We start from the raw sequence: 16264 nt of genomic DNA, 5'->3' as shown, positions 1-16264 counted from the left end.
GGAAAAATCACCCATTATTGTCTGACTTATTTCGCGCAGAAAGGCGCGCCTTTTTTAACTTAAATCAGGTAATTTCGCGGCAGCGTTTTTCTCTATTCCGATAAGCGGCATGAGATTATCCACCGCAGAGGCGTAATTAATCGCCGCACTCCAGCCATCGTATTCAGCCATTATTTTCGCGGAGGTGGCAGACCAGACATCCTGCTCCACGCTGAGCAGATCGTTAATGCTGCGCTTGCTCAGGGTATATTCATTTTTGTAGACATCGCGGGCGCGCAACGCATTTTCCAGCTGACGTTTCCCGGCTTCCATTCGTCCACGCGCCCCGGTCCAGTCGGCCTGTGCGACGGAGGCTTTTTGCAGGACATCAAAACGGGCCTGATCGACCTGAGACGATGCCATTGCCCTTGCGCCCTCGGCCTGACGGACGCGCGCCGAGACCGCGCCGCCCTGATAAAGCGGTGCGTCAATATTGAGCTGGATCTGATCATCCCAGTACGCGCGATTATCCGACTCATAGCGGGTGCGGCCCCCTTTCAGGCTTAAGGTCGGCCAGTGCTGAGACTTCGCGGTTTCTACGCCGTACTGGGCTGAACGCTCCATGTTCTGCGCGGCCATCACCGTTGGGATCAGTGAATAATCAATCCGATTGAGAGAATCCGGCTCCACGGCCAGACCTCCCGGAACCGGTGAATAGCGTTCAGCCTGTATGCCAGTTAATACCGCCAGCCGCGCGCGGGCGCTGTTCAGGGACGCATTGTACTGCTCTACCGTCGCCTGCATCCCGGCAATACGGGTGCGGGTCTGAAGCTCATCAGAGGTGGAGCTTACGCCAGCGTCGGCGCGGAGTTTTGCCAGCTGCTCAACGTTTTTAAGCGCCTGCACGTTCTCTTTTGCCGCCTGCAACAGATCGCTGTAGCGTTTCACTTCCACATAGCTGAGGGCCGTTTTTTCCGCGACGGCAGACATCGTGCTCATCAGCTGGTAGCGATAGCTGTCACGCTGAGCTGAAGACTGGCTGATGCTGTTGTTGGTCTTGCCAAAATCGTACACCAGCTGCGTCAGACTCAGGCCCCAGGCTGCGGAATTTCGCAACGAGCCGCTTGAATCGGTGGTCTGGCTGTGACCTGTACTCCCGTTCAGGGCTATTTGTGGCATCCAGCCACTGCGCGCTTCGTCTATTTGTGCCTGGCCGATCCCCAGCTGTGCCGCCTGCTGACTCACCGAGGGGTCGCGATCGAGAGCGAAAAGAATACTTTCTTTCATCGTCATTGCCGCAACGGGAGATATCCCCGCCTGGCCGTTATTTGCATTAGCCGCAGTCACCACCAACGAAATTAAGGTCAGGGAGGCAGATAATCTGAGTAACCTGTTATTGTATTTCATCTTCATAATATCCCCCGACTCCAGGTGATAGCCAAATAAATACCCAGGAAGAGGTACAAATAATTCGCCAGAAATCCATTGCCCCTTCTCCATTAATTCCGGGCAAGAGTTCCCCTAACCCATTTCAATTGAGACGAGAGCCGTTCAATCCTTTTTTTTTAAGAATTTACTTAAATATTTATTGATTCGCAGCATAACAAAATGTGATATAAGCAACCACACCCGCAATGTTAATGTGTTGTTACAAATAAGAAAAAAGATGGGGTTTCTGGACAAAACGTTATAAAAGACCTTTCAGATGAAACAAATAAACCCCCTGTAATATAAAGAAAATTCTAAAATACCCCGGTGTACATTTTTGCGTTAATTTCACCCCGAATCAGACACAAAGATTTTCAAAGAAATGTCAACTTAAGTAATCCACCGAATAAAACTGGATTATTTTACTTTATAAACACAGATTGTTAGATATATGCACTAATTTATAATTACAAATTAGTTATAAATATCAATTAGGCGCTGGAATGTGGCAGCTTAAGCCAAATTTATAAGTAAAACATAGCGATAACAACATACCTAAAAGATACATACATGTTTTTGATGACTGATTAATGCGATATCAATAATCACACCATCAAACTGTTTTTGGATAACATCCCGCGCCTGTCCCGATTCCCTTTTCTGCAAAATGCTGTAAAATGCGAAGTATTGCGACATTTTGCAGGATACTGCGCCCATGCATAAAACCGCCAGACAGAAATATGTGCTTGATATCATTACTGAACAAGGCCAGGCCAGCATTACCGAGCTGGCAGATCGATTGCAGGTTTCAGCGGACACTATCCGTCGCGATCTGACCGACCTGGAAAAACAGGGACTGGCACAAAAAAACCATGGTGGCGCCATCGCGCTGAATCTCTCGACGATGAACCGGGTTAGCAGGAATACCTTGCTGCCTGAAATCAAGCAGCGGCTGGGTAAACAGGTTGCGCAATGCGTGCCTGCGGGCTCGACGCTGTTTCTGGATGCCGGAAGCACACTGCTGGCCGTTGCCTCTTTCCTTCATGGGCCGCTGACCATCATCACCCCTTCTCTTGATATCGCCCAACAGGTGAGCGATCGGGAAGGTATCGACCTGATCCTGCTCGGTGGAAAGTGGGATCAGAAACAGCGCCTGTTTGCCGGAAGCGCCACCCTTTCACTGCTCTCTCGCTACCGGGCGGATATTGCCATCCTTGGCGCATGCGCCATCCATGCCGAACTCGGATTGAGCGCCAGTCAGGAGGCGGATGCCGAAGTGAAGCGTGCCATGCTGGCCGCAAGCCAGGCGCACTGGGTAGTCGCCGACCATCTAAAACTCAACCAGTGCGAACCGTATCTGGTGTCAGGGTTATCCGAGATTCATCAACTGTTTTTAGATCGTCCCTGGGCAGAGCTCGGGGACCATAGCGCCGTGCAGGTTACCGTTTGCGCACATTAACGTGGAGAAGGTCATGAATAAAGTGAAGACAATGAATATTGCGCTGATCGGGTATGGTTTTGTGGGTAAGACGTTCCATGCCCCGCTGATCCAGTCCGTTGACGGCCTGAAGCTGGCGGTGATCTCATCCCGGGATGAAGAGAAAGTGAAACGCGATCTGCCGGACGTGCTCGTTGTCGCCACGCCGGAAGAGGCCATTCAGCACCCGGATATCGATCTGGTGGTTATCGCCTCCCCTAACGCGACCCATGCGCCGCTGGCCACCCTGGCGCTCAATGCCGGCAAGCATGTGGTAGTAGATAAGCCGTTCACGCTGGATATGCAGGAAGCGCGGGATCTGATTGCGCTGGCAGAAGAAAAACAGCTGCTGCTTTCTGTCTTCCATAACCGCCGCTGGGACAGCGATTTTCTCGGCATTAAGCAGGTGATTGCGCAAGGCAGCATCGGCAAGGTGAAACATTTTGAGTCGCATATCGATCGTTTCCGCCCGGAGGTTCGCGTGCGCTGGAGAGAGCAAAACGTTCCCGGCAGCGGCCTGTGGTTCGACTTAGGCCCGCACATGATTGACCAGACGCTACAGCTTTTTGGTCTGCCGCAGTCGGTACAGGGCAACATCGCCACCCTGCGTGACGGCGCGGAGATTAACGACTGGGCGCACGTGGTGCTGAATTATCCGGAACACAAAGTGGTCCTCCATTGCAGCATGCTGGTGGCGGGCGGCGTATCCCGCTTTACCATTCACGGTGACAAGGCTAGCGTGGTGAAAGCGCGCATCGATCAGCAGGAAGCCCAGCTGCTGGCAGGCGTCATTCCGGGTAGTGAAAGCTGGGGTGAAGACAGCGACGCTATGGTGCTGCTTAATGCCCAGGGTGAAGCCAGCGCTATCCCTGCGCCAAAAGGCGACCAGCGGCAGTACTATATAAACGTGCGCGATGCCCTGAACGGCAAGATTGACAACCCGGTCCCGCCGGTGGAAGCCCTGGCGGTGATGGCGGTGCTGGAAGCGGCGGTAAAATCTTCAGAAACGGGTACAACTCAGGAACTGGACTTAACGGCGCAGGAGCGCGCGCAACTGCAATAAGCCGCAAAAAAATGCCCTGCGGGTTCGCAGGGCATTATCGGTTACTGACGCTTTTTTGGCATCATCCGCAGCAGCGTGTTGTCTTTCCAGAAATAGTGATGCATCAGCGCGGCAAAGGCGTGCAAACCAATCACGAAATATCCCAGATTCGCCAGCGTCACGTGCCACGCTTTTAGCGTATCCACCAGGTCAAAATTCCCCTCCGCCGCATGCGGCATCGTCAGGCCAAACGCAAACCAGTCATTTCCCCGGTTATACATCATCACCATGCCGATCAGCGGCAGCGCAATGAACAGCAGGTAGATAACCAGATGCCCCAGATGGGACAGCCCGGTGATCATCGCTTTTGGTTTCGGTTGAATAGGTGGAGCCGGGAATTTGAGGCGGATAAGCAGGCGCGCCACCATCAGCACCAGGATGCTGATCCCGCAGGAAACGTGGATCATATTAATGAGCGGACGATCGCTTCGCGGGAACCATCCCCTGAACTCCATGGCGCAATAGGCCATAATAACTAACAGAAAAACCAGCCAGTGAATGCTGATTTGCAGACCCGTATATTTTGTGCGCATGTTGTTTCCCGATAAATAACCATTATCGCGCCAACATAACCACCTTTCCTGAAAATGTGAACCCCCTCGCATGGAGGGGGCTCCTGATTACGACTGTAAATAGACCACCTGCGTCTGCAAATACTCATTCAGACCGTGTTTACCATCTGCCCCGCCGATTCCGGATTTCCGCCAGCCCGCATGGAAGCCCTGCATCGCTTCAAAGTTTTCACGGTTAATGTAGGTCTCGCCGAACTTAAGCCCCTTAATGGCTTTCATGGCGACGTTCAGGTCCTGCGTATAAACAGACGAGGTTAAACCGTAGTCGCTGTCGTTGGCCATGTTCAGGGCCTCTTCCAGTGTGTCGAAAGCCACCACCGGCAGCACCGGGCCAAAGGTCTCTTCGTGCATGATGGCCATATCCTGACGCACGTCCAGCAGCAGCGTTGGGGGATAAAAATACCCTTTACCTTCTGCCGCTTTACCGCCAAGGACCACTTTGGCCCCCTCCTGCACCGCGCGCGCCACCTTCTGCTCCACGCGCTCCAGCGCGGCGGCGTTGATCAGCGGCCCCATGGCAATATCCGTTCGCTCAGCCGGATTGCCAAACTGGACGGCTTTCATTGCCTCGCCCAGACGATTCACAAAGCGGTCGTAGATCCCCTTCTGGACATAGACACGTTCCGCGCAGTTACACACCTGCCCGGTATTGATGACGCGTGAATCCACAATGGCCTTCACGGCCAGCTCAAAATCGGCATCGTCCATCACGATGGCCGGGGCTTTACCGCCCAGCTCCAGCCCCACTTTGGTGATGTTTTTCGCAGCCGCAGCCATGATCTTTTCACCTGCCCCGACGCTGCCGGTCATGCTGACCATCGCCACTTTCGGATTCCCGGCCAGCTCCTGTCCGACGGTTTCACCCCGGCCCAGCACCAGGTTAAAGACGCCTTTCGGCAGGCCAATCTCATCGACGATTTTGGCAAACGCAATGGCGTTGTTTGGGGTAAATTCGCTCGGTTTGATAACGATGGTGTTGCCGGTGATCAGCGCGGGAGCAAGCTTACGGGCAATCAGGAAGAATGGAAAGTTCCACGGCAGAATGCCGGTGGTGACGCCAAGGGCACGCTTAAACACCAGAATATTCTCGCCCGGACGGTCGCTCTGAATGATTTCCCCTTCATACCGGCGCGCCCACTCGGCCATATAGTCGATATAGTCAGCGGTAAAGTTCACTTCCACTTCCGCCAGCTGCTGGATCTTGCCGCCTTCGGCCACAATCAACGCGCTGATTTCACTGACGCGCTCGCGGATCCCGGCGGAAATTTTGCGTAGCCAGCTGGCGCGTTCAATGGCTGGCAGCGCCTCCCAGCCAGCCTGCGCGCGCTCTGCCGCGTCAATGGCTTTGCGGGCGTCCTCGGCGGTGCCGTCGGGAATACGGGAAATGACCTCTTCCGTGGCCGGATTGATCACGTCAATCCATGCATCACCCTGCCAGGCAACAAACTGTCCATCAATATACATAGGATGTTGTACGGGTACTGTCATAACCTGCTCCTGTAATCACACTGTTTTTAACAAGTAAACTTATTGTTAAAAACTATAATTACCGGGGCAATTGCCTACTCTATGAATCTGTTTTTGTGAGATATCTCATAAAAGATACGGGTCAGCCCGTTTCCAAAATCACAAATCGGCAACAAAGGCTGCCCGTTTGCGTAAAAGATGGCGCAAACGGGCAAGAGCATTACAGCAGAGAACGGCTCACCAGCGCGTCGGTGAGAATGACGTCGTTTCGCAGGATCTGCCACGCGGCGTCCACGTCGGCAGGGATATCGACATGGGCAATGAAATCACGTCCCGCCGGACCGTAGCCGTTGATGTCGTCCCTGAGTCGCGGAAATTCACCCAGCACCAGCGACAGGTAACGTTCTACCGGCCATAACCCCTCGGCCGGGCCGCTAAACACCAGACCGTCGTCGCTGTTTTGCAGCACGGGCGTCAGGCCGGGATGACTCACCCATGCGGGCGCTGCGGCCTCGTCGCGGCACACGCGGGCAAACGTAGCCATTGTGCGCCGCTGCATCGTCGGGTCCTGCACCACCAGCACCCGGGCGGCGTTCAGTCCGGATTGTTTCATCAACGCCCGGCTGAAGCGGGCGTTTTCACCACAGTTGGTCGACTGATCCTCAACGTGAAGATGCTCAGCCGGAATGTTCCAGAATTCACGGGCGATGTCGGCCAGAATAGCTGCCTCAGCCCGCCCGGTGGTGGGTATCCTGTTATAGCGGGGGTGTTTCGCAATCGCGGCGTAGAGGAAGGTCGTCGAGTGACCGATCCCGCCGCTGATGATCAGAGGAACACCCTGTTCAGCCGCGTTTTTACAGGCAGCATCAATCGCGGGGACCACCGCATTACCCGCCAGAATCACCAGATCAACGGGCTGATTGTCCTGATAGTCGTCCTGAGCAAGCCACGCCCCAACGGTATTCACGGCGTCGAGGGTTGGGCCAGGCAGACAGGGGAAAAGTGCCATTGTCATCGTTACCTCCTTACAGCATACAGAGCCATCGATTATCCCCCTTTCTGCGCGTCATGCTATGGCATGAATGCTGAAAAAACGGGCTGGAACGTTCTCAAAAAGCACTCACATTTGATTAACTTGAGAAAATCGTATTCACTTGAATTATGATTTGCGTCAGCCTTAGAATCATTAGCCCGCTCACAATTCAACATTTTGAAAGGTAAACCACGTTATGCGCCTGCCCCAACGCGACCCTTATGCTCCTCGCGAGTGGCAGCCACACGAGAAACCCGCCCTGCTGGGTTCCCCTTCCACCCCGGAACATCCAACCCCAAAACGGATCGCCTATGGCGTGGTCGGCCTGCTGGTATGTCTGACCGGGGCGCTGGGTAACGCGGTCGTCACCGCTAATCTGCAAAATCTGCAAGGCACTTTTGGCGCCTGGTCGACTGAAATCGCCTGGTTGCCTGCCGTCTATGTCATGACCAACGTTTCCATCAACCTGCTGCTGGTAAAGTTTCGCCAGCAGTACGGTTTGCGCGCCTTTACGGAAGGCTTCCTGGTGCTGTATGTGCTGGTCACCTTTTTCCACCTGTTTGTGAACGATCTTAGCTCGGCGCTGATGGTAAGGGCGGCACACGGGATGGTCGCCGCCGCGCTCAGCTCGCTCGGCATTTATTACCAGATCCAGGCCTGGCCCGCAAAGCATCGACTGAAGGCGCTGACCATTGGCATTACCGGGTCGTCGCTGGCGATCCCGCTGGCGCGGCTGTTCTCCACCGAGCTGTTACAGCTTGATGAGTGGCGCGGGCTGTACTTCTTCGAGCTGGGTCTGGCCCTGATCTCCCTGGCCTGCGTGATGGTGCTAAAGCTGCCGCCGGGCGATCGGCGCAAAGTCTTCGAGAAGAAAGATTTCATTACCTTTTTTTTGCTTGCGCCCGGCATGGCGCTGCTGTGCGCGGTTCTGTCGTTAGGGCGTCTGGACTGGTGGTTTGAAGCGCCGTGGATCGGCTGGGCGCTGGCCCTCTCGCTGGTGCTGATTGTCTCTGCGATCGTGTTTGAACATAACCGCAGCAACCCGCTGCTTAATACCCGTTGGCTGTCCAGCGGCAGCATCGTACGCCTGGGGCTGATTATGCTGCTGATCCGCATCGTACTGGCGGAGCAGAACACGGGCGTCATCGGCTGGCTGCAATATGTGGGCCTACAGAATGAACAGATGACCCATCTGGCGTGGGCTATTTTCGCCGGGATCGTCTGCGGTATCGTCACCAGCTGTCTGACGATTAAGCCCACTAAACTGGCCTGGCCGATAATCACCTCGCTGGTGCTGATGATCGTCGCCTCGCTGCTGGACAGCCAGTCCAACAACCTGACCCGGCCGGATCAGCTTATTTTCAGCCAGTTCCTGCTGGGCTTCGGCAGCGCTTTCTTCCTCGCGCCTGCGATGCTGGCCGCCATTGGCGGGGTGATCGCCGACCCGCGCAACCTGGTCAGCTTTTCCGTGATGTTTGGCATGAGTCAGAACCTTGGGGGCCTGCTGGGTTCCGCGATCCTCGGCACCTTCCAGACCTGGCGCGAGAAGTACCATTCCAGCCTGCTGGCTGACCAGCTCACCACCCTTAACCCGCTGGTGAACGAACGTATTCAGCTTTACACCCAGATGTACAAAAGCCTGATTGGCGACAGTTCCCTGCTGGGAACCCAGGCCATTACCCAGCTCCAGACGGTGACGGCGCTTGAGGCAAACATTCTGGCTTACAACGATACTTATCTCCTGACGGCGAGCATTGCCACTGCCACGCTGGTCTGGATTTTATGGCGCTTGCTGCGCCTGCGCATCACCGCCCGTATGGCCCTTAAGAACGCCACTGGCAACAAGTAATGACTATTTTTCAGGAGAGGTTATGAGTCAGCAGGATGCCGCCAAAGAGCAGGCCAACACCCGAAAAAACGTGCGCGTCGTGTCCATTTTCACCGCCGCGGCTATCGGCATTGTCGGGGTACTGGTGATCCTTTATGCCTGGCAGCTGCCCCCGTTCACGCGTCATGCCCAGTTTACCGATAACGCCTACGTGCGCGGCCAGACCACGTTCATCAGTCCTCAGGTAAACGGCTACATTACCGAGGTCCATGTTCAGGATTTCGCGCAGGTTAAAAAAGGCGAGCTGCTGTTGCAGATAGATGACCGTATCTATCGCCAGCGCGTCCATCAGGCCGAGGCGCAGCTGGCAATGAAAATTGCAGCTCTTAATAACAACCTGCAACAGCGCAGAAGCGCGGAAGCGGTGATTGCCAAAAACGAGGCGGCGCTGAAAAACGCCCGTGCCCAAAGTCTGAAAACCCAGGCGGATTTGAAACGCGTGAAAGAGCTGACCGCGGACGGCTCCCTTTCCATTCGCGAGCGCGATTCTGCACTGGCCAGTGCCGCCCAGGGGAGCGCCGATATCGACCAGGCGAAAGCAACGCTTGAGATGTCGCGTCAGGATTTACAAACGGTTATCGTCAATCGCGGTTCGCTGGAGGCCGACGTTGAGAATGCGAAAGCCGCGCTGGAGCTGGCGCAGATCGATCTGCAAAACACCCGGATTGTCGCGCCGCGTGATGGTCAGCTCGGGCAGATTGCAGTGCGTCTGGGGGCGTACGTCGCCGCCGGGACGCACCTTACCACGCTGGTCCCGCCGCAGCACTGGGTGATCGCCAATATCAAAGAGACGCAGCTGGCGAATTTACGCGTCGGACAGCCGGTGAAATTCACCGTCGATGCCTTAAACGATAAAGCCTATCAGGGCCGCGTGGAGAGCATATCCCCGGCCACAGGCGTCGAGTTCAGCGCTATCACCCCGGATAACGCCACGGGCAACTTTGTTAAAATCGCCCAGCGCATCCCGGTACGCATTGAAGTACTCGGTGAGCCGGAGGCGTACCGGCTGCTGCGCCCTGGCATGTCGGTGCAGGTGACCATCGACACGCGGGAGGCGAAACAATGACGCTTCGCCCGATAGCCTGCCTGCTGATGATGGCTATCCTGGCGGGATGCCAGTCGGTTGACGTTGAGCCCGCCAAATCGTCCCTGCACATACCGGCCCAGTGGCGCGCGACGTCGGGGCCAGCCAGCCCGACAGAGCAGCTCTGGTGGCGAAATTTTCACGACAGCAATCTGAACCGCTATGTGGATCAGGCGCTGAAGAACAACAGCGACGTGCTGATTGCACGCGAGCGGATTAACGAGTACCAGGCCCGGGTGTTCGCCGCCGACGGCAGTCTGTTCCCGTCGATTGACGCGGGCGTGACCGGGACGCGCGCACGCTCGCAGTCCGCCGCCACGGGGCTTCCGGTATACGGTACGCTGTACAAAGGCAGCCTGACCGCCAGCTACGACGTGGATATCTGGGGCGTAAACCGTAGCACCTCCCGTGCCGCTGAAGCATCGCTGGAGGCACAAAAGGCGGCGGCAGCGGCGGCTGATCTTACCGTCGCATCATCGGTGGCCTCCGGGTATGTCACCCTGCTGTCGCTGGATGAACAGCTTCGCGTTACCCAATCCACGCTGAAGTCGCGTGAAGAGGCGTTCAATCTCGCCAAACGACAATTTGAGACGGGATACAGCTCTCGCCTTGAGCTGATGCAATCGGATTCTGAGCTGCGCGCCACCCGCGCCCAGGTTCCACTGCTTCAGCACCAGATTGCACAGCAGGAAAATGCGCTTAGCCTGCTGCTGGGCAGCAACCCGGGTGACGTTGCGCGCGGTGAAAGCTTTGATGCCCTGACGCCGCTGAAACTGCCCTCCCAGCTGCCGTCGACACTACTGAACCGGCGCCCGGATATCGTTCAGGCGGAACGTCAGCTGATTGCGGCAGACGCGACGCTGGCGGCATCGCGCGCCAGCCTGCTGCCGTCGATCAACCTCACGGCCACGGGATCGGTGCAGGATCGCACGCTGTCGGGATTGCTGGATAACCCCCTACAGCTCTGGAGCGTGGGCGGCAGTATTCTTGCGCCGCTGCTGAACCGTCAGGCGCTGAATGCGCAGGTGGATATCTCCCAGTCCCAGCGGAATCAGGCTCTGTATAGCTACGAAAAAACCGTGCGTAACGCGTTTGCTGAGGTGAATGACAGCCTTGATGCCATCACCCGCTATCAGGAACAGCTTACCGAGCTGCTGGCACAGCAGGCGGTCGCGCAGGAAACGCTGCGGATTGCGCAAAACCGCTACCGCAACGGGTACTCTTCTTATCTGGATATGCTCGATGCGCAGCGCACGCTGTTCTCGGTGCAGACCAGCGTGGTACAGGTGAAAAACAACCTGTTGCTGGCGCAAATTGATTTGTATAAAGCGCTGGGCGGCGGTTGGAGCAGTGCGTGAAAACATGCCGGGTGGCGCTGCGCCTTACCCGGCCCACATGCTCTCCCGTAGGCCCGGTAAGCGCAGCGCCACCGGGCAACGGTTTTAGCCGGAGATCTGCTCCATCGCCTGCAAGATACGCTTATCCGAAATCGGATACGGCGTACCGAGTTGCTGGGCGAAGAAGCTGACGCGCAGCTCCTCGATCATCCAGCGGATCTCCCGCACGTCGTCGTCATCGCGACGCGCTGGCGGCAGTTTGTTGAGCCACTGCTGCCACGCCTGCTGCACGTTTTCGACTTTCAGCATCTGCGCGCGATCGCGATGCGGATCGACCGCCATTTTCTCCAGACGCTTCTCAATCGCCTGCAAATAACGCAGCGTATCGCCCAGACGCTTAAAGCCGTTGCCGGTTACAAAGCCGCGATACACCAGCCCCGCCATCTGCGCCTTCACGTCCGACAGCCCCAGGGCCATGGTCATATCCACCCGACCCTTCAGGCGCTTGTTGATATTGAACACGGCGGTAAGGATCTGCTCGACCTGTTTGGCAATCTCCACCACGGTGTCTTTCAGCTCCGCGCGCACCTTTTCATGAAGCTGAGCAAAGCCCTCTTCCGTCCAGACCGGACCGCCCGCCTCGTGGATCAGCTTATCCACACCGCAGGAGATGCAGTCGTCGATCAGATCCAGCACCTTACCGTACGGGTTAAAGTAGAGCCCCAGCTTGGCTTTGTTCGGCAGCTTCTCGTGCAGATACTTAATCGGCGACGGGATGTTAAGCAGAAGCAGTCGACGCAGCCCGCGCCACATCATCTGCTGTTGTTCTTGCGGATTGTCAAAGAGCTTAATCGCCACGCTGTCGCGCTCATCAACCAGCGCGGGCCAGGCTTTGACCTTATAGTTCCCGCGCTTCTGCTCATAGCTTTCCGGAAGCTGACCAAAGCTCCAGATGTGCAGCCCGCTCTGCTCGATACCGTCGTCCGCCACGGCAGACAGGGTTTCCTGCACTTTGCCCTTCAGGGCGTCCTTCAGTTCCGAAAGCGAGCGGCCTTCCAGCAGCTTTTTGTTTTTATCGTCCACCACGCGGAAGGTGATTTTCAGGTGATCGGGCACCTGATCCCAGTTCCAGTCGTCGCGGTCGATGGTGGTCCCGGTCATGCGTCGGAACTCACGCTCCAGCGCGTCCAGCAGCGGCAGCTCCAGCGGCGTGACGCGGCCCAAAAACGCTTCGGCGTAGTTCGGCGCCGGCACAAAGTTACGCCGCACCGGTTTAGGCAGGGATTTGATTAACGCAATGACCAGCTCGCGGCGCAGGCCGGGAATTTGCCACTCAAACCCGCTCTCGTCGACCTGGTTTAACAGCGGCAGCGGAATATGAACGGTCACGCCGTCCGCGTCGGCCCCTGGCTCAAACTGATAGGTCAGACGCAGCTTGAGGTTGCCCTGATGCCAGAAGTTCGGGTAGTCGAGCTTGCTGACCGACTCCGCGCCCTCTTTGATCAGCATGCTCTTTTCAAAGTTGAGAAGGTCCGGGGTCTCTTTGCTGGCTTTCTTCCACCAGCTGTCGAAATGGCGCGCCGAGATCACATCGTGGCTGATGCGCTGGTCGTAAAACTCAAACAGCGTCTCGTCGTCCACCAGAATGTCGCGGCGGCGGGACTTGTGCTCAAGCTCTTCCACCTCGGCGCGCAGCTTCAGGTTTTCGCGGAAGAACGCATGACGCGTCTGCCAGTCGCCCTCCACCAGCGCATGGCGGATAAACAGCTCGCGACTCAGCGCCGGATCGATCTGGCTGTAGTTAACCTTACGCGCGGCCACCACCGGCAGGCCGTAGACGGTGACTTTTTCCGTCGCCATCACCGCGCCCTGCCCGCGCTCCCAGTGCGGCTCGCTGTATGAGCGTTTCAGCAGGTGCTGCGCCACCGGCTCAACCCACTCCGGATCGATACGCGCGGCGATACGCCCCCACAGACGGCTGGTTTCCACCAGCTCGGCGACCATGGTCCACTTCGGCGGCTTTTTAAACAACCCGGAGCCCGGGAAGATGGAGAAACGCGCGTTGCGTGCGCCGGTAAATTCCTGTTTATCCGCATCCTTCATCCCGATATGGGACAGCAGGCCGGTCAGCAAGGCGATATGAATTTCGCGGTACTCCGCCGGTTCACTGTTGACCGGAATGCCCAGCTCTTTTACCACCTGGCGCAGTTGGGTGTAGATATCCTGCCACTCGCGCACGCGCAGGTAGTTGAGGAAATCCACCCGGCACTGACGGCGGAACTGATTTGAAGAGAGCGTTTTTTGCTGCTCGCCCAGGTAGTTCCACAGATTCACAAAGGCCAGGAAATCAGACTCTTTATCGTGGAAGCGACGGTGTTTTTCATCCGACGCCTGCTGCTTGTCCATTGGGCGCTCGCGCGGATCCTGAATGGAGAGCGCCGAGGTGATGATCATCGCCTCGCGCACGCAGCCGTGTTTTTGCGCCTCCAGCACCATGCGCGCCAGACGCGGGTCGACCGGCAACTGGCTAAGCTGGCGGCCCAATGGCGTTAGCTTGTAGGCCGTCGCCTGCTCGTCGGTGGTGATGGCCCCCAGCTCTTCCAGCAGGCGCACCCCGTCCTGAATATTGCGTTTATCCGGCGCTTCCACAAACGGGAAGGCGGCGATATCGCCCAGCCCCAGCGCGGTCATTTGCAGGATAACGGATGCCAGGTTGGTCCGCAGAATTTCCGGATCGGTAAACTCCGGGCGCGACAGGAAATCGTCTTCCGAATAAAGACGAATACAGATCCCTTCCGACACGCGGCCGCAGCGGCCCTTACGCTGATTAGCCGACGCCTGGGAAACCGGCTCAATCGGCAGGCGCTGAACTTTGGTTCGGTAGCTGTAGCGGCTGATGCGCGCCGTACCCGGGTCGATCACGTATTTAATGCCCGGCACGGTGAGCGAGGTTTCGGCCACGTTGGTCGCCAGCACGATGCGGCGTCCGCTGTGCGGCTGGAACACGCGGTTCTGCTCACTGTTGGACAGGCGCGCGTACAGCGGCAGGATCTCGGTATGGCGCAGATCGCGTTTGCTGAGCGCATCGGCGGTATCGCGGATCTCGCGCTCGCCGCTCATGAAGATCAGAATGTCGCCAGAACTCTCGTTGCCCAGCTCGTCGACGGCATCGAAGATGGCCTGAAGCTGGTCGCGCTCGGTATCGTCCGCCTCTTCCACAATCGGGCGATAGCGCACTTCAACCGGGTAGGTTCGGCCTGAGACTTCAATGATCGGCGCATTGTTGAAATGTTTTGAGAAACGCTCCGGGTCAATGGTCGCAGAGGTGATGATGATTTTCAGATCCGGACGCCGGGGCAGCAGCTCTTTCAGGTAGCCGAGCAGGAAGTCGATGTTCAGGCTGCGCTCGTGCGCTTCATCGATGATGATGGTGTCGTACTGCATCAGCAGACGATCCTGCTGGATTTCCGCCAGCAGGATACCGTCTGTCATCAGCTTAACCATGGTGTTATCGCTGACGTGGTCGCTGAATCGCACCTTGTAGCCGATGCAGCCGCCCGGCTCCGTTTGCAGCTCTTCCGCAATACGGTTCGCCACGGTGCGCGCCGCCAGACGACGCGGCTGGGTGTGACCGATCAGCCCTTTCAACCCGCGGCCCAGCTCCATGCAGATTTTCGGCAGCTGAGTGGTTTTACCTGAACCGGTTTCCCCCGCGACGATCACCACCTGGTGGTCGCGTACGGCCTCAAGAATGTCCTGTTTCTTCTGGCTGACGGGCAGGTTTTCCGGATAGGTAATCTCCGGGCGTGCGGCTTCACGCAGCACAACTTTCCCTGCCGCCTGTTCAATCTCTTTGGCCATTTCCTGGTAAATGGCCTGTTGTGCATCAGGATTTTTAACCTTCTTAACGCCGTGCAGACGGCGCGCAAACCGCTGTTTATCGCGCAGCATCAGCGAATCAAGCTTTTGCATCAGCATCGGGAAGGTCAATTTTTGGTGTTCTGTCATAGCGTTAACGGGCAGTGCACTGCCGGATAAAATCTCTTTTTAATGATTGCTATAGAGTACCACATCAGCGCTTTGCGCGCCTTATTCAAAAAATTCGAACATAGGCTTCGATATATTGCGCTATCCCTGTGGCAGGATTGTGAATAAAGTGTCAACAAGCAACGGGGCAACCCCCTCAATCAAATACAAAACAGGAATTTCCCATGAGCAAAGTATTAGTGTTGAAATCCAGTATTCTGGCAGGGTATTCACAGTCTGGTCAGCTGTCTGACTATTTCGTTGAACAGTGGCGTGAACAGCACAGCGCGGATGAAATCACCGTGCGTGACCTGGCAGCAAACCCAATTCCTGTGCTGGACGGCGAGCTGGTTGGCGCGCTGCGTCCGAGCGATGCGCCTCTTACCCCGCGTCAGCAGGAAGCCCTGGCGCTTTCCGACGAGCTGATTGCTGAATTGCAGGCGCACGACGTTATCGTGATCAACGCCCCAATGTACAACTTCAACATTCCTACCCAGCTGAAGAACTACTTCGACCTGGTGGCGCGCGCTGGCGTAACCTTCCGTTACACCGAGAACGGTCCGGAAGGTCTGGTAAAAGGCAAGCGTGCGGTTGTACTGACCAGCCGCGGCGGTATTCACAAAGATACCCCAACCGACCTGGTGGCGCCGTACATGACGCTGTTCCTCGGCTTCATCGGCATTACCGACGTGAACTTTGTGTTCGCTGAAGGTATCGCTTACGGCCCGGAAGTGGCTACCAAAGCGCAGTCCGACGCGAAAGCCGCTATCGACAGCCTGGTCGCTGCCTAAGATCTCCCCCTCTCACCGCCCGGTGGGAGGGTTTTTCTTTTCCTGCATATTTCGTTATCATCCGCACCCACTCTCCAGCC

General features: G+C 56.7%; 11 protein-coding genes. 6 read left to right on the top strand and 5 right to left on the bottom strand.

What is annotated here, in order from left to right; genetic code table 11:
• Positions 1–54 precede the first annotated feature (54 nt).
• Positions 55–1392: a TolC family outer membrane protein gene (locus tag ACOTX1_RS08055; RefSeq protein ID WP_023314113.1), complete on the bottom strand. Its 1338-nt coding sequence runs from the start codon at positions 1390–1392 to the stop codon at positions 55–57.
• 730 nt (positions 1393–2122) lie between these two features.
• On the opposite strand from ACOTX1_RS08055, the gene ACOTX1_RS08050 reads away from it, so the two are divergent.
• Positions 2123–2866 (top strand): DeoR/GlpR family DNA-binding transcription regulator, encoded by a 744-nt coding sequence (locus tag ACOTX1_RS08050; RefSeq protein WP_022651161.1) that lies wholly within the window; start codon positions 2123–2125, stop codon positions 2864–2866.
• A 13-nt stretch (positions 2867–2879) separates the two neighbouring features.
• Positions 2880–3947, top strand: a complete 1068-nt coding sequence (locus ACOTX1_RS08045) for an oxidoreductase (protein WP_023314112.1) — start codon at positions 2880–2882, stop codon at positions 3945–3947.
• A gap of 41 nt (positions 3948–3988) precedes the next feature.
• Here ACOTX1_RS08045 and cybB read toward each other — a convergent pair whose 3' ends face one another.
• The 3 genes from cybB to ACOTX1_RS08030 form a co-directional block, all read right to left on the bottom strand.
• Positions 3989–4519 (bottom strand): cytochrome b561, encoded by a 531-nt coding sequence (cybB, locus tag ACOTX1_RS08040; RefSeq protein ID WP_003857288.1) that lies wholly within the window; start codon positions 4517–4519, stop codon positions 3989–3991.
• 87 nt (positions 4520–4606) lie between these two features.
• Positions 4607–6046, bottom strand: coding sequence for an aldehyde dehydrogenase (aldA, locus tag ACOTX1_RS08035; RefSeq protein WP_023314111.1), 1440 nt, complete (start codon positions 6044–6046; stop codon positions 4607–4609).
• A gap of 199 nt (positions 6047–6245) precedes the next feature.
• Complete coding sequence (locus ACOTX1_RS08030; protein WP_023314110.1) at positions 6246–7040, bottom strand: YdcF family protein; 795 nt, start codon at positions 7038–7040, stop codon at positions 6246–6248.
• Positions 7041–7254: 214 nt separating this feature from the next.
• On the opposite strand from ACOTX1_RS08030, the gene ACOTX1_RS08025 reads away from it, so the two are divergent.
• From ACOTX1_RS08025 to ACOTX1_RS08015, 3 genes are read left to right on the top strand one after another with little or no spacing between them, the layout of a single operon-like run.
• Positions 7255–8907 (top strand): MFS transporter, encoded by a 1653-nt coding sequence (locus ACOTX1_RS08025; protein ID WP_003857293.1) that lies wholly within the window; start codon positions 7255–7257, stop codon positions 8905–8907.
• Positions 8908–8929: 22 nt separating this feature from the next.
• Entirely contained in the window at positions 8930–10012 is a 1083-nt protein-coding gene (locus tag ACOTX1_RS08020; protein WP_003857294.1) for an HlyD family secretion protein, read from the top strand.
• Positions 10009–11388: an efflux transporter outer membrane subunit gene (locus ACOTX1_RS08015; RefSeq protein ID WP_023314109.1), complete on the top strand. Its 1380-nt coding sequence runs from the start codon at positions 10009–10011 to the stop codon at positions 11386–11388. Before ACOTX1_RS08020 ends, ACOTX1_RS08015 begins: the two co-directional genes overlap by 4 nt.
• 84 nt (positions 11389–11472) lie before the next feature.
• Here the strand turns inward: ACOTX1_RS08015 and hrpA are convergent, their stop codons facing one another.
• On the bottom strand, positions 11473–15375 hold the full coding sequence (gene hrpA / locus ACOTX1_RS08010; protein ID WP_126497799.1) for an ATP-dependent RNA helicase HrpA: 3903 nt from the start codon (positions 15373–15375) through the stop codon (positions 11473–11475).
• Between the two features lie 203 nt (positions 15376–15578).
• On the opposite strand from hrpA, the gene azoR reads away from it, so the two are divergent.
• Positions 15579–16184: an FMN-dependent NADH-azoreductase gene (gene azoR / locus ACOTX1_RS08005; protein ID WP_003857298.1), complete on the top strand. Its 606-nt coding sequence runs from the start codon at positions 15579–15581 to the stop codon at positions 16182–16184.
• Positions 16185–16264: the final 80 nt, after the last annotated feature.

Origin of the sequence: Enterobacter cloacae complex sp. IR5401 (assembly GCF_049238425.1) — a bacterium.
Lineage (GTDB): Bacteria > Pseudomonadota > Gammaproteobacteria > Enterobacterales > Enterobacteriaceae > Enterobacter > Enterobacter hormaechei_C.
This window is presented reverse-complemented; position numbering and strand designations above follow the sequence as displayed.